The sequence below is a fragment of the Paenibacillus gallinarum genome (assembly GCF_014836635.1).
Classification (GTDB): domain Bacteria; phylum Bacillota; class Bacilli; order Paenibacillales; family Paenibacillaceae; genus Paenibacillus; species Paenibacillus gallinarum.
Map to the genome: position 1 here is coordinate 137,808 of NZ_JACSQL010000007.1, position 17,759 is coordinate 155,566.

12 protein-coding genes are annotated in these 17,759 nt (G+C 42.3%); 1 reads left to right on the forward strand and 11 read right to left on the reverse strand.

What is annotated here, in order from left to right:
* Positions 1–44 precede the first annotated feature (44 nt).
* The 9 genes from H9647_RS15705 to H9647_RS15745 form a co-directional block, all read right to left on the reverse strand.
* Positions 45–995, reverse strand: a complete 951-nt coding sequence (locus H9647_RS15705; protein WP_191801624.1) for a carbohydrate ABC transporter permease — start codon at positions 993–995, stop codon at positions 45–47.
* Between the two features lie 17 nt (positions 996–1,012).
* Positions 1,013–1,924: a carbohydrate ABC transporter permease gene (locus H9647_RS15710; protein WP_191801626.1), complete on the reverse strand. Its 912-nt coding sequence runs from the start codon at positions 1,922–1,924 to the stop codon at positions 1,013–1,015.
* On the reverse strand, positions 1,921–4,485 hold the full coding sequence (locus H9647_RS15715) for a DUF5696 domain-containing protein (protein ID WP_225229332.1): 2,565 nt from the start codon (positions 4,483–4,485) through the stop codon (positions 1,921–1,923). Before H9647_RS15715 ends, H9647_RS15710 begins: the two co-directional genes overlap by 4 nt.
* Positions 4,486–4,501: 16 nt before the next feature.
* Positions 4,502–5,128 carry a YIP1 family protein gene (locus tag H9647_RS15720; protein WP_191801628.1) on the reverse strand — a complete coding sequence of 209 codons (627 nt, stop codon included), beginning with the start codon at positions 5,126–5,128 and terminating at the stop codon, positions 4,502–4,504.
* A complete protein-coding gene (locus H9647_RS15725; protein WP_191801630.1) occupies positions 5,125–6,585 on the reverse strand; it encodes a hypothetical protein in 1,461 nt (486 codons plus the stop codon). Before H9647_RS15725 ends, H9647_RS15720 begins: the two co-directional genes overlap by 4 nt.
* 16 nt (positions 6,586–6,601) lie before the next feature.
* Entirely contained in the window at positions 6,602–7,465 is an 864-nt protein-coding gene (locus tag H9647_RS15730; RefSeq protein ID WP_191801632.1) for a carbohydrate ABC transporter permease, read from the reverse strand.
* Positions 7,466–7,479: 14 nt separating this feature from the next.
* Positions 7,480–8,373, reverse strand: coding sequence for a carbohydrate ABC transporter permease (locus tag H9647_RS15735; protein WP_191801827.1), 894 nt, complete (start codon positions 8,371–8,373; stop codon positions 7,480–7,482).
* Positions 8,374–8,451: 78 nt separating this feature from the next.
* Positions 8,452–11,349 (reverse strand): extracellular solute-binding protein, encoded by a 2,898-nt coding sequence (locus tag H9647_RS15740; protein WP_191801634.1) that lies wholly within the window; start codon positions 11,347–11,349, stop codon positions 8,452–8,454.
* 94 nt (positions 11,350–11,443) lie between these two features.
* Positions 11,444–12,823: an ABC transporter substrate-binding protein gene (locus tag H9647_RS15745; protein WP_191801643.1), complete on the reverse strand. Its 1,380-nt coding sequence runs from the start codon at positions 12,821–12,823 to the stop codon at positions 11,444–11,446.
* Positions 12,824–13,096: 273 nt separating this feature from the next.
* Here H9647_RS15745 and H9647_RS15750 point away from each other — a divergent pair, with 273 nt between their 5' ends.
* The gene (locus tag H9647_RS15750) at positions 13,097–13,846 is read left to right on the forward strand and encodes a response regulator transcription factor (RefSeq protein WP_191801645.1); all 750 of its coding nucleotides are present in this window, start codon (positions 13,097–13,099) and stop codon (positions 13,844–13,846) included.
* A 113-nt stretch (positions 13,847–13,959) separates the two neighbouring features.
* On the opposite strand, the gene H9647_RS15755 is transcribed toward H9647_RS15750, so the two are convergent.
* Together H9647_RS15755 and H9647_RS15760 are read right to left on the reverse strand one after the other, a co-directional pair.
* The gene (locus H9647_RS15755; RefSeq protein ID WP_191801648.1) at positions 13,960–14,856 is read right to left on the reverse strand and encodes an ABC transporter ATP-binding protein; all 897 of its coding nucleotides are present in this window, start codon (positions 14,854–14,856) and stop codon (positions 13,960–13,962) included.
* Between the two features lie 3 nt (positions 14,857–14,859).
* Positions 14,860–17,736, reverse strand: a complete 2,877-nt coding sequence (locus tag H9647_RS15760; RefSeq protein WP_191801649.1) for an ABC transporter permease — start codon at positions 17,734–17,736, stop codon at positions 14,860–14,862.
* Positions 17,737–17,759: the final 23 nt, after the last annotated feature.

Consider the following 17,759-nt stretch of genomic DNA (forward strand, 5'->3'; position numbering starts at 1 on the left):
TCTTAGAGTGGCAAGACGCTTTCTTTCGAAATGATTTTATTGAACTATCCGACAATACCTGTTCGTTCAATACTTTCAACAAAGTAACGCTGAACGAATAAATAAATGATAATAAGCGGTAAAATCGCAAGCAGAATGCCCGTATCCTGCACCATACTCAAGTAGAATGGATCCGCTTTTGAAGCATCGCCTCCTGAGAGTTCGATTGCCAGATTATAAGGCAGTGAAGACAATTGGGTCGACATGACCTTGCTTGAAGTCAAATACGTTGTTGTAAAGAAGCTATCATTCCACTGCCAAACAAAAGAGAACAGAAGTGTCGTAACAATAGCGGGAACGGCATTTGGTAACATGATTCGAATAAATGTTTTACCTACACCTGCACCATCGATATAGGCCGCTTCTTCCACCTCTTTAGGAACACCTCTAAAGAACTGACGGAAAATAAAGATGTATAATCCAGCCTTAAGTGAATTTGCTGTTACTGATGTCAAAATAAACGGCCAATACGTGTTAAGCAAATTAATAGATTTTCCACCTGTAAATAATGGAATAATCCCCATAAGATTAAAATCTTTTAAGTTTAGATAGATAGGAATTAGAATCGTTGTCGGCGGAACGAGGATCGTCAAGATCACTCCAGCAAATAACAGATTGCTTCCCTTAAACTTCAGACGGGCAAAACCATACCCAGCAAATGCACATGAAATCGCTGTCAGAATCGTCGTGGTTGCGGATAATGCGAATGTATTCAGTAAGGTCTCCCAATAATCCATAATCTGAATGGCATTAATGAAATTATCAAGCGTGAAATTCTGTGGGATCCACACCACAATTGGGGAATACAAGTCGTTCTGATGCTTAATTGCCGTTGATATTTTTTGAAGTATCGGAAACAAAATGACAAATGACAATCCTATAATTAGTGTAAACCGGACGATTACCCATAACCATTTCTTCCAATTGTCGAGTGATATAAACCGGGAAAAGATCATCCTTACCCACCTTCTTCCTAATCCTGATAAAAGACTTTTCTAGATACGAGATACGTGCTGATCAACAGGATAATGGCTATCGCCACAAAATAAATCCAAGCCATTGCCGAGCTAAGACCAAAATTGAAATTCACGAAACCCGTGTTACGAATTAGATCCGTAAGCGCATTACGAGAGAAGGAATCGATAATTGTATAAATCATATTTACCAGGATGATCGGACTAACCATGGGAAATGTAATTTTCCAAAAAGCTTCATATCCTGTAGCACCCTCGATCTTCGATGCTTCGTACAACTGGGGCGATATGGTCTGAATGGCTGCCAGAAAAATGAGGATCTGAACTCCGGATTGGCTGACAATCTGATAAATTCGGTCCACAGCTCCCGTCAAATAATCAACGATGGTTTCACTGACACCCGCCTGAAGCATCATATTCGAAAGTTCAAAACTGCTAAACCCTCTTAGGATACCTGAGCTCTGACTTTGATCATTGATCGCTTGAACCAGACTTGAGCTCTCTAAACTCAGAATGATACCGGAAGACAAAATTACTGGTAAGAAAAAAACCGATCTGGCTACCGAACGTAAAGCAAATTTCTGATTCAAGAGAACTGCTAGGAACAAGCTGAAGATGACAATCAGCGGCACATTGACCACCATATTAATGATCGCTTCCGTCAATGTACGGTTAAAGCTCGTATTGACCGTTACTGCTTCGATATAATTCTTCATTCCAGCAAACGTTATGGAGATCCCCGATGAATTTGCTTCTACATTGCTGAAACTGTATCTGAGTGAAGATAACAACGGGACCAAAAAGAAGAAAATGAAACCCAATGCCCATGGCAAGACATAGATGAATCCCCAAAATGCTTTTTGTTGTGCGTAAGTTCGTTCTTTCAATCCAAGTTTCATTAAGGTCTTCATAAATCTGCACCACCCGTCACATAACTCTCGGCTTCGATTGTTCGCCCGTCGAATGTAACGGCAGAGCGATTATAATTCACAATAATAAATAAGCCATTCTCATATTCTGTCCGAAACACACCGTCAGCAAGTTTCTCATGATGAGTAATGCTTTCATTCTTCACGTTCTTCAGGATTGCATTGACTTCACGGTAGATATCGGAAGCCTCATCGATCCATAGTTTGTAATTCACGGCATATAAATGACTATCTTCTGAATCTTTTACTTTGTAGTTAGGTTCGTGAATCCATTCAAAATATACATTAGCCCCATATTCCAAACTTTTTAAAATATATGGCTTCACATCAGTGTACGTTGATAGATTATAAGGATCGCCGGTGTAATCGATGTATCCACGCACGACCATTTGATAGAATGGAATTTCTTCGTCTTCAATCTTAAACTTACTGCTCGTCATCGGTGCGTTCATAATGTCCGTAAGGTATGGAAGTGTATAAGCATTTCCGCCCTCTGCCAAAACATCGATCCCCGATTCTTTTACTTTTTCAAGCGATTGTATGGATAACTGCTCAGATTCTATCCGATCAATCAGTTTATTTTTACGAAAATCACTATTAAGTACATCTGCCAGATCTCTGAGTGAGATACCGCCTGTGTCATATTTCTGAAATTCCTTTAGTAAGTCGTCCATATATGCATTTGCTGTCTTTGGAGAAATAATGGACGAAGGTAGTCTGCTGGAATCTCGGCGCCCCATAGCTACATCGAGAGGATACAGCGTTGCAGGATCCCCTTTCAGCGTTCTTGACGCTTCTTTTGCTTTATTAAAGCTAGAATCTGAATTGGCCATTAAAACGGCGACGTCCGGAAATAATGAAATGTTCTGCTCTTTTGCAAACAAAGCGAATGATTTCATTCCTGCCTTCCCGCCAATTGCCTGATCAACCGAGATTTTATCGGGTACCTTATGATTGAGTCCTTCGTTAAACCATCCTGCATATCTCAGCTTAATATCACGGATTTCACGTTCTTGTAATTCAGTAATAATGTCTTTAGCTTGCTCGAACGTAGTTAAAGGTTCTAAGGCCTGATAAGGAATACCGGCAAAATGCTTTTGTTTTGAAATACTGCCAATCAGTTGAAGATAAAACGGAATATTGTCCGAATTCTGTTCGGATTGTTCTTTTTGTGGAAGACCATTGTTCTGATCTAGATATTGTTGATAATAAGCTGCCATTCCTGAATAGGAGGCTTGATTGCCGCCAAGGAACGCATACCGAATAGTAAAGTCGGTCGCCATCGGACGCTCTTGAAATGAAGGAATGGATCGTTGTTGTCCGTTCGCATCCAAGGTTAAGTCTCTCTTATTCAGTACGGTAAAGCTTGGGTATACATAGTTGTAACTGTTTACCTTGCCGCTAATATCCGCATTAACCGTCGCTGCGGGTGCTCCTTCTTCAATAATACCGAGGAATGCAGAGTTTTCCCGCAAAATGCCGAATACCGGTAATCTTATGGCTTCCGTACTTAACGCATCTTCCGTGCGATCCATGGTTTTATCTGTACCATAGACCGGCTGTTGATAAGCAGGATACTGCGTTTTTCCATTGTTAAAATGAATGAGCGCACCCGATCCGTCCGGTACGAATAGAGAACCTTCCTCCTGTGAACTTCCTGCTCCAAAGTAACTAAGAAGGGACAGCGTTCCGAGAGGATACTTTGCTGGATATTCAATTCGATCCGCAGGTACTCTTGCTACAAGGCTGTCACCGTCTAGCGTGTACTCAATAGTAGCAAGAAACAATCGAGGTTCTGGTTTGGTTTGATCTAAGTTGTTTTCTTCAATATCGATGGCAAGCTCTTCTTCCGTATACCCTGCCTCTTCAAATGCTTTGAGTGCTCGTTCGAGCTGAAGACCTTTCAATGCACCATCATTACGGACATAAACTCCGTTATCACTTTCTTCCGTGTATACCAGCATAAGTGCCCGCTGATTTGTTTTATCTAATTTAGCGAGAAGCCCTTCATAGCGCGTTTTACTTATCTTTTGGGGCATATCCTCAGCTGACTTGGCACTTGTCCCGAATTGATAATTTATTCTTACTCCATTCTCAATCGGTTCAAAATTAACTTGCTTATGCATCACTGCATCTGTATACGAGTTAACCGCATTCACTTGACCAAATGAATTGTAATATTGAAGCTTCAGCTGCGCAGATAACTCACTTTTATTAACACCGGCGGCCAAAGGATCCGTATCTCGGTCAGAAGGATTGCTGTACCAAATTTCACCACTGGTTTTATGAATGACCGCCACCGATCCAGACTGATCGTCTACAAGCAATCTTAATGCATCATTTTCGGCAACTCCCTTCATATTCGCTGCGCGGGAATCGGTGAAGGCAGCTATCAGCGGCTTACCCTGATCAAATATTTTCGTCTCGGTCTCCGTTTGATTTGCGCTGACCAGATCAGCGGAATTCGTACCTGAACAACTGCTAAGAAGCAGGCAGCAAACGAGGCCTATACCAATAAGTGCTTTTTTGGAATTCATATTCATCTCTCTCCCTCCTTCCCTAACTCCTCATAACCAGTTCTTGATAGATGACGGATATGAAGGCCACAATTTGCTGAACCAGACTGAAAAACAGCATACCGATAAAGGCCATAAACCCCATTGCAACAACCGTTAGCAGCATAATGCCAATTGTTTTTGCAGGAGTAAATTGATGTACGGTCATGTTCCCTACGAATAGCAGGAATAGAAACCATAGGATAGCAAGCGCATTGGAAAAATAATAAAAAGTGGCTTCTTGTAAGGAAATAATGTTACTCAGCCAAATCCAAGGAAAGTTAATGATAACAAGGGGGAGTAAGGCATAACATGTCGATGTAAAGATTTCAACAAATTTTCCTTCTCCATCCATAAGCGTAGTCAGTGACCAGTTGGCAACGCACCAAAATAGTACCGGAACAATGATATATACGACTTCCAAAAGACTATTCATGTCCTTTGGATTATACAAATTGACCAAAATACCACTGTACTGTGTGCTTAAAATATTCGTAATCACCAGAAAAAACAGAATGAAGTAAGAGATAATCAAATTCTTTTTCTGGCTTTGTTCATATTTCAAATCCCAAAATCCGTTAAATGGGTGTACGATGAGCTGGAACGGGAATGTTACGAGTTCTTTATTCAAGCAGACACACCTCTTTTTCTCCGCACAGATTTTCGGTAAATACGAGTTCCCATGAAGGTCACTACAGTCACGACGAGTAAAGTCATGATCGTACCGAAATAATCTCGTAACAATTCTTTGCGGTAAAGCAGGAACGACTTGGAGTAATTAGCCAGATCCATACTTCGATCAAAATAACTCATTGCATCTTTATAATCCCCTTGCCGAAGCAGCGCTTTACCGATTCCAGAGTAAGCAAATTCTAAATTTGCGTTCATATTTATCGTTTCATTAAATAACTCAAAAGCTTTCTCTTCATCACCACTATAATAGCTGCGTACAGCTTCATTAAGTGTTCTTCCATAAGCAGTCGTACGGAATAAAGTGATCTCACCCAATGCTTTATCAAGCACGATAAATTCATCACCTACACGTTCGATCGCTGTCGGTGTTTTAAATTCACCAAGCAGGTTACCGATACCGCCAAAGATGTACATTAAATGTCCATCCCCGTTATATGTGAAAATTCTTCCGCGCTTCGAATCTAGCACGCTATACATTTCACTATCGGAAACTTCAATATCAATCAATCGGGAAGGACCCGCATCTACCGTATAATTAATATCGCCTTGGGGGTTGAAATAACCGGTTCGCCGCAAGATATCATTGCCTTGTGCGTTCAGTTTTTTAATATTGTCTCCCCACTGATCCCCGTTGGTCGCATAGATAAAACCTTCATTATCAATGTCAAGATTCGTAAATTCCGTAGGTGTGTACATGATCATCTGACTACGCTGAGCTTGTGTGGAGATTCGCTTCCAAAAATAATCGATAGGATCGATTTTCACTCGGTTTGCTCCAATAAAAGAAGTGAATACTCCCTCGGCATTAAATTCCATAAATCCGTCAAATACACCCGTCGACATGACATATAATCGCTGTGCATTATCCATTACAACACGTACGGGCTGAAACTGAAAATTCGCTTGCAGCAAATCGGACTCTGGTGCCCCAATCACTTTCACTAATCGAAAATCCTGGTCCAGATGAACAATTCGGTTATTTCCTGTATCCGCTATGATTACATGATTCTGATCTGTAACGAATAACCCTTGAGGATTGGAAAAGGTATCCTCCACTCCATCATGATCGAAAGAGGTGATCGTAACCGCATCGGTGAAACGATTGTTTAGTACAACAACTCGGTTGTTACCTGAATCAAGTACATAAATCTGCTGATCACTCGATACATGCAGATCACTCGGTTCTTTTAAAGGTCCTACGCCAAGATCAGATCCGGTATACAACTCGGTTGCCTGATAGGCTGCAGGCGCTTCAACGGTCTCTCCCCAAAAAGAATAATTATAAGAAGCTCCATCACCAGCTGCATTTATTACTCCCCCGCCCAGCGTAACACCAAGCATGAAGCAGATTGCTGATAGGAGCAGCTTCTTTCCTTTCGATTTCGTCTTCCGCATCGTGCAAGGCTCCCTTCTAATCCTTCATACCTGATGTCGCCATTGTCTGCATAACACTGCTCTGGGAAATAATGAAGAGCGTAATTGGAACTATCATCAGCAGCAGTGCAACGGCTGCTCCGACACCTGCTCTGGCAATACCGCCTTGTATAATCTGACCGAGTGCATAATGAAGTGTCTTCAAATTTTCGCTGTAGATAAAACTTCCTCCGTCTGATCCCCATAGTGCTGGAAATTGCAAAATCATAAGTGTAAGCCATGCAGGCTTCACATTCGGCATGATGATACTCCAAAAAATACGATATTCACTTGCTCCGTCAATCTTTGCTGCTTCAATAAGAGCATCCGGAATTTGTTCCATGAACTGCTTCATTAAGAACAAGCCAAGCGGAAAAGCAAGAGATGGAATAATGATGGATGCATGTGTATTAATCCAGCCAAGCCATGACATAACCATGTAATTGGGAATGGATGTAACATGTGCAGAGAACATCAAAGATAGAATAACGATGGAAAACAATATTTTCGAACCGAAAAATCGGTGCTTCGCCAGCGGATAAGCAGCAGCAGAAGCGAGTAAAATATGACCCACTGTGCCAATAATGGTAATCAGTAGTGTATTAGCGATATACCTTGTTAAAGGTACCCACGAATTTCCCATTAAGGACACCAAGTCATAGAAATTATCCATCGTTGGATTGATTACAAAGAAACGCGGTGGAAAAATGAACAACTCATCCAGCGGTTTAAATGCGTTATTGATGGCATAAATAAGCGGTAATGCCATGAATGCACCAAATAGTGCCAGGATGATGAACAACATAATGTTGACAGGTAAGGAACGATTGAGTTTCTTCGGTGTCCGAAAAATATTCTTCATTTTTAATACCACGTTTACTCTCCCACCTTTCTAAGGAGTCTCTGTGTCAGCTTGTTGGAGCCAATCATTAAGAAGAACAGAACGGTTGCGATCGCTGAAGCATAACCCATCTCAAACCGGATGGTGCCATAGTCCATCAAATGCGTCACGACGGTATGAGCTGCATAGTTAACACTTGGGAAGCCTGCTAGTGCAATGGAAATATCTGCAACAGCAAAGGAAGCTGTGATTTGCATGACCGCCCCAAACATCAGTTGAGGTTTCATCGAAGGCAGGGTAATGTACCACAATTCCTGCCACCGATTCTTAATACCGTCTACTGCTCCCGCTTCAACGAGCGTTTTGTCAATCGTCTGCAGCCCCGCAATAAACGCGAGGAAACTCGTGCCTAGACTGAGCCATAACTGAACGATCATTACAATGGCAAGAATATACTTCTCATCAAGCAGCCACTGAATTGGTTCTAGAATAAATCCGGCTTTCATTAGGAACCCATTTAAATAACCGTAACTATCTCCAGAAAAAATGATGAGCCATATAAAGAACACATTCCCAGAAATCGAAGGCGCATAAAAAATGAGAGTCATGAACGCTCGGACCTTAGGTGATAACTCATTAATGATCCATGCAAATATAAAACAGGCTATATAACTGACTGGACCTGTTATGACAGCAAACAGTAATGTGTTCTTTAAGGCAATCATGAAGATATCATCGTTCAAAAACAGTCTGGCGTAGTTCTGCCAACCGACAAATCGCGGAAACTCCAACATGTTGAAATAGAAAAAACTGAGACCAAATGACAATGCGACAGGTATTACCGTAAATAAGAAAAAGATGATCATGTATGGACTCATTAACAAGTAAAAATGTTTGCTTCGATGAAATTCTTTTTTGATTCGAAACATTCGGCTTGGCCGTATTGGATGGACGGCTTCTTTTATTGGTTGAACATTCGTCTTTGTCTGCACCTTTTCCCCACCCCCTTATTCGTAAGGCAAATTAAATTCCTTTCGCTTGATCTCGATTTCATCATTGATGTAAAGGATATAATCTGAGAATGCTTCCCGTGGATTCTGATTCGCGTTCACTACTTTACGGAAGGCATTATCCAGATGCCTGCCTGTAAAATAACCGCCAGGTACTTGCGGAATCCCTTGTACCCATTTCCACTGACTTTCCAGATTGTTATAATCCTTCACAGGCCAAGGAAGTTCTTCCAATGCTTCTGTATTGGCCGTCGGGTACCTTGCCGCCTCTCCCATCAGTCCTTCCATCTCTCTGCCGTAACTAATTTGAACATCTTTATTTGTCCACCATTTCATAAATTCCCAGGCTGATTCTTTATCGTCGGCATTATTCAGCATCATAACTCCTGTTGTATGACTTGCTACCTCGTGGTTTACCGATCCATCTGCAAGTTCAGATCCGGGTACTATCGTGAAATCCCAAAGTCCTTTTATTTCAGGCGCCATAACGGTCAGCATATTGTAGGTGGTGTAATCGGCAATACCGATTGGCATTTCACCTGTCCGGAATCGGTTAGGGAAATCCGCTTGTAACGGGAACTTATAACTGGTATAGAATTGCGTCCATTTTTTAAATGCATCCATCGAAATATCGGAATCAAGCGTGCTGCGCATCCCGTTATCTTGATAGAATTCCCCTCCATTTTGGTACAAGAGCATCGAAAAAGTCGCATTAGGCACAAGACTTGCATTCGATGATTCCAGAGGTAAGTAGAATTCCATATTATGTTTTTGAAGCACGGAGATCATATTGTATATGTCTTTCCAAGTTTTTGGAGGCTCAAGTTCCAGTTCTTTCAAAATGTCTTTGCGATAAAACAACATAGGGAATGTCTGTTGCTCTGGGAGTGCATATACCCCTTCATCGTACATATACGGCGTTAGTCCACTTTCACGAAACCGCGCTGCAACATCTTCATAATCTTCAAATTGAGTTAGATCCGCAGCAGCTCCCCGCATTGCATAATTCACTGGGAGGTCTTCACCAATCTGCATCGCAATGTCCGGTCCTTCATCTGCAAGAGTAGCCGGCAGCAAGATGTTGGAAGGAACAAGTCTAAGATTTACAGAGATGTCCGTCTCCGGAGTGAACGTATCATCGATTAATGCCTTCAGCACCTGAGCCTGATCTCGTCCGGTGGTTACCCATACATCAAGGGAACGGTTACCTTCAGCAATATTACCGATGCTGTCGTAATCCTCCGTATAGGAAGCGATATAAGCACCAATCTCGTGTTTTATTTCTTCAAAAAAAGTAGCTTCCGCTCTTGGCAATTTGGTGTCAGGTGACGAAACAACCATATAATCAAGAGAAAGCGGTTGTTCGCGTACGGTCAAAATCCATGTTCCAAGTCCGCCGACATTGATTTTGAATGAATCCAGCCGCTGAGCTACGGTCTCAGGACGCTGCACCATTTCTTTCAGCTGATATACCATCGCATAAAGAATAGCAACCTTATCACTCTTTTCTCCTGTCACTTTCTCTAGATAATCTGCTACATTTTGAATCGTCTCTGCTTGCTGTTCGAATACTTCTATCATATCTGGGATCCGCTTCTGGAGTTGATAATCACGATAAGGATCCGGTGTATTCGACGTAATCATCAGTATTTTTCGGTACATCTCATTCAGTTCCAGCACACTTGATTCAATCGTTCTCAGCAGCGGAGCAATTTCACCAAGGGATACCGTCATACGAATGTGGTGTTTCCCTTTTGTTAAGTGGAATAAATAAGGCTCATCTCCACCAAGGACGTTCATCTGCCAATCACGATGAAATTTGAATCGAATTCGTTTCATTTCTTGAAATGGGTATTCCCCATCAATCATTAAGCTTCTTGTAGCATATATTCCGCGAAGCTGATCCTGTTTTTCCTTCAGCGCAATCTGATACAATCCGTCCTCAGGAACTTCGATTTCCCATTCAATCCATTGACCTGGGAGTTTCCAGTTCGTACCGCCGATCGAATTGATTCGGATTTTAGATACATCATATGGAATTACGGTTGGACTCGAGCGGTCTGATATCGGGGCTAAAGTTGGGGAAGACTTATAGGCCGCATCCTCAGCTTGAATCAGCATGTATTGTTCCTTTACTGGCGTTAGTCCAGCGGAGGCATATTCACTGCTTACCTGTTCATACGTTTTCTGTCCTGACTGCTGATACAATTCGATATAATCAATCGCCATCGGTTCTCTTAATGCGGTTAAAGAAATTTCTTGTTCACCGGATTCAAAATAAAACGAAAACGGTTCGTCATAATAACCTTCTCGATCCGTTAAAGTTCCATGTTGCCATGAAGGTTTTTCAACTTGTCTTGGACGAAGATCATTATTTCGATCATCCTGCTGAATTTCATCCATTTTATTTCCCCAGATTCGGTCAAATAAAAGAATTTCCGCACCCTTGAACGGAATCTCTCCGTTAATCTCTAATTGCCTCTCAATAGCCGAACTTTTTCCTTCGATTGGATAGTAATGTACTCTGACGTTATATAAACCTGCTTCCTCAATAGGCACAGACCAGGATATCATTCCTTCTTCCGGTGTTAAGACAGCAGTTCCATCAAGTTCATATGGATGGTCTGCTATTTCGAATTCGCCGCCCGTAGCGTTTGCATAACTTTCCCCTTCAATTCGGATTACACGGTCAGGTCTTGCCGCACGAGTATGACGTTCCAGGTATGCGGAATAACCGTTTTCATCGTCAGAACTCACGACCGCTTCAAAATCAGAAATCGGTTCCATCTTTTCGCTGGCCATGATGGATTTCAAAGGATAAAAAGAGCCTATAAATACGGCGCATAAACTACAAACGAGCAATGAAATGGCCCATCGTTTCTTTTGGATGTTCAACGCTTTCTCCCCTCCAGCTGCATGACGTAATAAATTGATCCACAGCCCCTCTAAACTAAGCTTAAAGGGGCTGGTAGGGATCAATATCTAACGTTTAATTGCCGTATACTTCGTCAATCGCTGCTTGAAAAGTTGCTTTGTACTTCTCAATTACGGTTGAGACAGAAACTCCGCTATTCAGCTCTCCTTGAAAATCATAAAATTTCAGATTTGGAAACGTATGATGATCGAGCACGATCATATTCGGTGCAACCATTTTTGCATTGTTCAGATCTTCTTCATTTGAGAATACGGTTTCATATGAACTTTGATCTGGGTAATCATATGCGGAATCGATATCGTTAATCTTTTCCCATATATACATTAACTGCTCCGGATTCTCTACAGATTTTGGAATGGTAAGTGCTTGAAAAAGTGCCTCTGCAGAATGGTACTCGGTTGCACTTGGTCCTTTAGGGAAAGGGACGAAGCCTAAATCATAGTCAGGCATATCCGTTTTCAAACCGTTAAGTTCATGTAGTGCACCGGCGTACATTAAAGTATTTCCTTGACGAACAAACTGACCTGGTTCAGTCCAGTCTCCACCCTCTGTTGGTCTTGCGACTTGCTCATTAGCGATACGGTTAACAAAGTTAAGAGCCTCCACTGTCGCAGGATCATCCAGATTCTGTTTTTCGCCTTTGGTAAGTGAAGTATTATTTGAATACAAAGCTTGCTCTAAAAGAGAATTATTTGCCAAACCCCATGTATCCAGCTTGCCATCGTTATTCGTATCTCTGTTCGCCTCTTTAGCAACTTGAATAAAAGTATCCCAATTCCAATTGTCTTCATTTACGTAATCTTGAAGCGGTTTAATACCGAGTTGGTTCATAAGAGTGCGGTTGTAAAAAATCCCCACAACTAGATTTGCCTGATTCTCAGTAAATCCGTACCCTCTGCCTTCGTAAGTGTAGTATTCATTCGTTACCTTTTGATTAAAGGCAACAGGGTTCTTCGTATATTCATCGATAGGCCAAAGCAAATCCTGTTTAACCAGAGTCGGAACCGCATAAGTCTTACCAAGACGAACAATATCTCCAAGAGGCTCGCCTGCAAGCAGCGACGCTGTCACCTTTTCTTGATACTCACCATAATCAACAGCCACATACTCAACTTTAAAATTATGCTTTTCCATTAATGCCTCGAGGTTTTTCTTACGCTGAATATTATCTGGGTTATCCTCACCGATCGTCATATCCCACCACGAAACAATTTTGATTGTTCTGCCACCCATATCAAAATCCATTTCCGGGGTGCTGTATACACCCTCCTCATCTGTGTTGTCAACTGCATCCTCGCCACTGTTTACCTCGCCGACATTTTCCGTTGGTGTAACATCCGTGTTGGCCTCTTTCTCGTTGCCTGAACCGCTGCTACAAGCTACAAGCAACACCATTATCATGAACAACACAATGATCATTTTACTGATCCGCATGATTCAATCCCCCTCTTGATTTGTGAGCACAATCAAAGTGTAGCGCTTACATAATAAGGCAAACAACCTGCGATATACGTGTTTTAATACCCCTCAAAATATAGGTACCCATGCAGCGGCCATTCGTAATGTAAGAAGAAGTAAACAAAAGTTAGATAAATAAAGATATGCACATTGAGAACTTTCTTTTATTTTCACATAATGAAAGCGTAATCATTTTTAGATAGAGAGGATCACATGATTCATAAATAATTACATGGGGGGACTATGATTATGTTTAAGATCCTGTTCGTTGATTTACATCATCATTGGGATGCCAATAGGCAAGATACCTTTGATTGGAGTAATCTGGGATTTACTATAGAAGATTACACGAATGAACCCGATTCTGCTTTATCTCTCCTCAAATCGAAATGTTATTCTCTGCTGATGATCGATATTGTAAAATGCCCTGAACAAGGGATTACACTATGCAAGCATGTACGTACAATAAGTCCCGTTCCCATAATTCTCATTAGCGATAGTACTGACTTTCAGCTTGCCCGAAAAGCAATGCAATATCAGGTCAGCGACTATTTACCTGCCCCTGTTTCTAGTGAAGATATGACAACATGTCTACAGCTCATGAATCGAAAATTAGATGTATTAAAAACGGAAAATGAGGGGGCGAATTATGATATAGCGGATGATTCAGAAGAATCCGTTATTGATAAAGTGAAAGAATATGTGACAGAATCTCTTGGACAGAATATCACCTTAAAGGAAATATCGAGTTCTTTACATTTTAACTATTCGTATCTCGGACAAAAATTTAAATATCACGAGAATATGACCTTTAATGCCTATTTGTTGCAGCAACGCATGGAAAAAGCGAAGCTGCTCCTTGAAAAGACCGAAATGAAAGTATATGAAATTGCAAATGAAGTCGGATATTATGAAATGGATTGGTTTTATAAAAAATTCAAGTTATACACGGGTGTGAGTGCCAACGAATATCGAAAAATGAAAATGGTCACCGCGTAAAAATGGTTGAACCCTGCCTGTCTCCATACAAAATAGCCGCTTACTTATCTTTAAGTAAGCGGCTATTTTCGCAGATATCAAAGTACCATTAGGAACCATACCTCTTTCCTGATTTAACCAGACAATTTTGTCTCTTTAGGAGGGTAAAGAACAATCCGCCCCTCCTCCATTTCAACACGAACTTTATTACTGTCCTTAAATTCTTCTGCATCGAGGTACCCCGCTGGGATCTGAAGCCTCCCCGCCTTGTCAATAACAGCATATTCAATATGACTGTCTGACATCTTTTGCTTTTCCTCTGCATCCAATATAGCAAGTTCTTCCGAATAAGAGGTCCGCCGAATCATTTCTGCTGATGTCTTACCATCACGAATTTGCACGACCCGATCTACCTTCTGGGCTAAGTGCGGATCATGCGTAACAATGACGACCGTTAGACCCGTTGAACGGTTAAGCGAGCGAAATAGATCCAGCACTTGGTCCGATGTAGTCGTATCAAGTGACCCGGTAGGCTCATCTGCCAGCAGTAAACGCGGGTTATTAGCAAGTGCAATGGCGATTGCTACCCGCTGCTGTTCACCACCTGACAGCTCGCTTAAGCGGTTTTTCATCCGCTTCTCCAGTCCAACCGCGGTAAGCAGTTCTATTGCACGCGCCCGGCTCCGCTTGCCGTGCAGCAGCATCGGCAGTTCAACATTCTCTATGGCTGATAAATACGGAATCAGGTTACGTGAATTATTTTGCCATACGAACCCTACCGTCTCTCGTTTATAAACCTTTAAATCTTTCTCTGTAAAAGAAAGCATGTCTTTACCATCTACAAATAACTTGCCTGCTGAAGGCTTATCGAGCCCGCCAAGCATATTGAGCAGCGTAGACTTACCGCTGCCTGAATTGCCGATGATTGCCATTAACTCGCCATCTTCTATCGTCATATCGAGTCCTTGAAGCGCAACGACTTCAAGTTCGGCCGTTTTATATATTTTCACGAGTCCTTCGCAATAAATCAAGGCTTACTCCTCTCCCAGTCTCAACGCCTCGGCAATTCGGGTTCGTGATAAACGGAAACTGATTACGGTCAGTCCAATGATCAGCATACTTCCGATAATACCGTACAATTGTAAATAGTCGCTGAGCTGATATGTGATTTGAAAAGGTGGTACCTGATCTGTTGTTGCAAATGACATTTCAAACAAAGGAACAAATCGTTCGCTTGTTACATTACCGATCATAACTCCTATGAGGACCGCAGCTACTGAAGTTAACATCTGCTCGCTGACAAGCATACCGATGATGTGCCGAAAAGGCATTCCCATCGCCCTGAGCACTCCATATTGGAGCGATCTTCCGGCTAATGTCAGTGTCCAGAACAGCAGAAAACCAAAGAAACAAATAAGCATAGAAATGACGAATCCTAGAGTCATCACTCCATTGATAGCCATACGGAAAGGGTCATTCACGGAACGAACCAGCTCTTGCGTCGCGTCCCGAAGGCTTGTAACCGGTACCTTACGCTGTTCCAACTGCGTATAGATATCTTGGCTGGACACCCCGTCCTTCAGCTTGAGCCATACTTCATATGGCTCAATGGCCAGTCTATTCTGAATGGTGCTTATATGTCCGACAATCAGAAAGGGGTCTGTCCCCTTGCCTTCTGTGTCACGACTAATAGCAAGTGGATTCCAACTCGGCCAGTAATTGATGATGCCATAGACGGTAAGTGGAATTTGATCGAGTCCATCCCAAGCAACACCAATGGTATCACCCGGTTCAAGCTTCGCTTTATCCGCGAGCGAACGTGAGATGAGAACCGCTTTCGGATTTGGGGCGATGAGATTTAGATAGCTGTTCATTGGATAATCCATTAATCCGTTCTTCATCCATGCCGTATTTCCAAATTCCTGTGTATTAATGCCCATGAGTTCTACCTTCCCTGATGTGCCGCTCTCTTTTGCACTAAAACGCGCTTCTTCTTTACGAAATACTTTAGCTACTGACTCTGCACCTTCCAGTTCTTCAAATGGGGTGAAAGGAGGTTCCGTATACTGCACACGTCTTTGTTCGGTAAATTCACTGTTCGCCGAACCCGTCTGAGCTGCTGAAGCCACATTTACAGGTGGTAGTGCATTACTTTCCCATTTTGACGTTATTACGATATCTGTTCCTACGGAATATCGAATTTTGCTATCTAGATTATCGTTAATCGTTCGAGCCGCATTTGCGCTGAATATACCTGTTGCGACGGTCATGATCAGAAACACATTGATCGTTAAATATTGTCCGGAAGAGCGGCTAATCTGCACGAGTGAGCTATAAAGCGGCGGAGACCACCATTTTTTCCCTGATACATAAATGATGCGAATCAGCCAAGGATATACCCGTAGCACAAGGAGTCCTCCGCCGAGAATGAATAATGCAGGAATCAAAAACACGAGTGGATCCATTTGAAGTGATTCTGAATCCAGTGCCAGCCGCTTTAAGTCAGCCTGTCGTTTATTGAAATTATAAAGCAGATACAATGAGATCCCGACTAAAAGGAAATCGATTCCCGCCTTATACCAGAACGGGGTATGACCCAGCCGGGCACTCTGCTGCTTATGGCTAACGATACTTACTTTTGAAGCAAGAAACGCAGGAATTAAAATAAGCAAAATGGCGCCTGCCACAGCAATGACGGCAATTCGATAAGCATCACTTGATAAGCTGATTTCGAGAGCGGAACGCTGAACAAACTCGAGGAACCCGTTAGAAGCGCCAAGTATTTTAGTGAACCACACCCCAAGTATAGGTCCTACAGCCAGTGCACTGATGCCAAGAAGTGTACTTTCGAGAACGTAAATACACATGATCTGAAAACGACTGGCACCTCTGCTTCGCAGTACAGCGATTTCCGTCTTCTGCCGATCAATAATAAGATTCGCGGACATATATATGTAGAATGCTAACATCATCATAACGGGGACATAGAGAGACAACATCATTAAATCCAGCCTCTTTTGTTTTCCCTGATACGATGCTACCGTCTCGGTCGCTGGGATATTTACTTCTTCCACTCCAAGTTTCCCACGAAAATAACGTTTCACGTCCGTAGCTGCTTTGGTGAACTGCCCTGTTTTCTCTACCGTTAGCTGTTCGTAATTCAAGGCAAAACGCCACTCTAGTTCGGTAAGGCGGGCCTTTCCACCTTCGATAAATTCACGCTTAAATTGCTCGAAAGGAATAAGAAAACCATTCTCTTCGTCAGTTGTCAAATAGGGAAGATATGGGTCTGCAACCGGATCCGTTTCGATCAAACCAACAGGAATTACACGGAATGTACTTCGATCTGCTTCCGGCGATACCATTAAAAGTTCATCGCCAAGTCCGCGTTTTACTGCTAGCAGAAACTTCTGTGTCACAAGCGCTTCGAATACCCCATCTTGCCGGTCCACCGGCATACGTCCCTCAGTCAGCTTCACCCGTTTTTCCATATCAGATAAAGACTTGAATATCCCTGTTGTTTTCTGTATCTGCTTTTCCTGGTCAGAAGCGTCGGCTCCATATACTTTCATCTTATGAGTCATCCGCTGCTGGTAGAAAGACATCGCATCGATTCCTGTTCGATCCGGGATACTTGCAGCAAATTGATCAGCACGAGAGATCGCATCGATCGTCTTCTCATCCATTACAGAAGAAGATACACTTGTACTGATGCGCATAAACCCAGGATATACACCGCTCTGATGCTGGATCTCCTGCAATTCCTTGGTCAATGTCCGCTGCAAAATGGCATCTGAATAGAGCGGCATAGAACTAAACAACGCCACACATATGGTTAGGCCAAACCACAAATTTAGCTGCAGCCATTTGTTACTAGCCATTTTGCGAAGGATCATCGTCCACAAAGCCATATGATCACCCCCTCCTTCCTGTC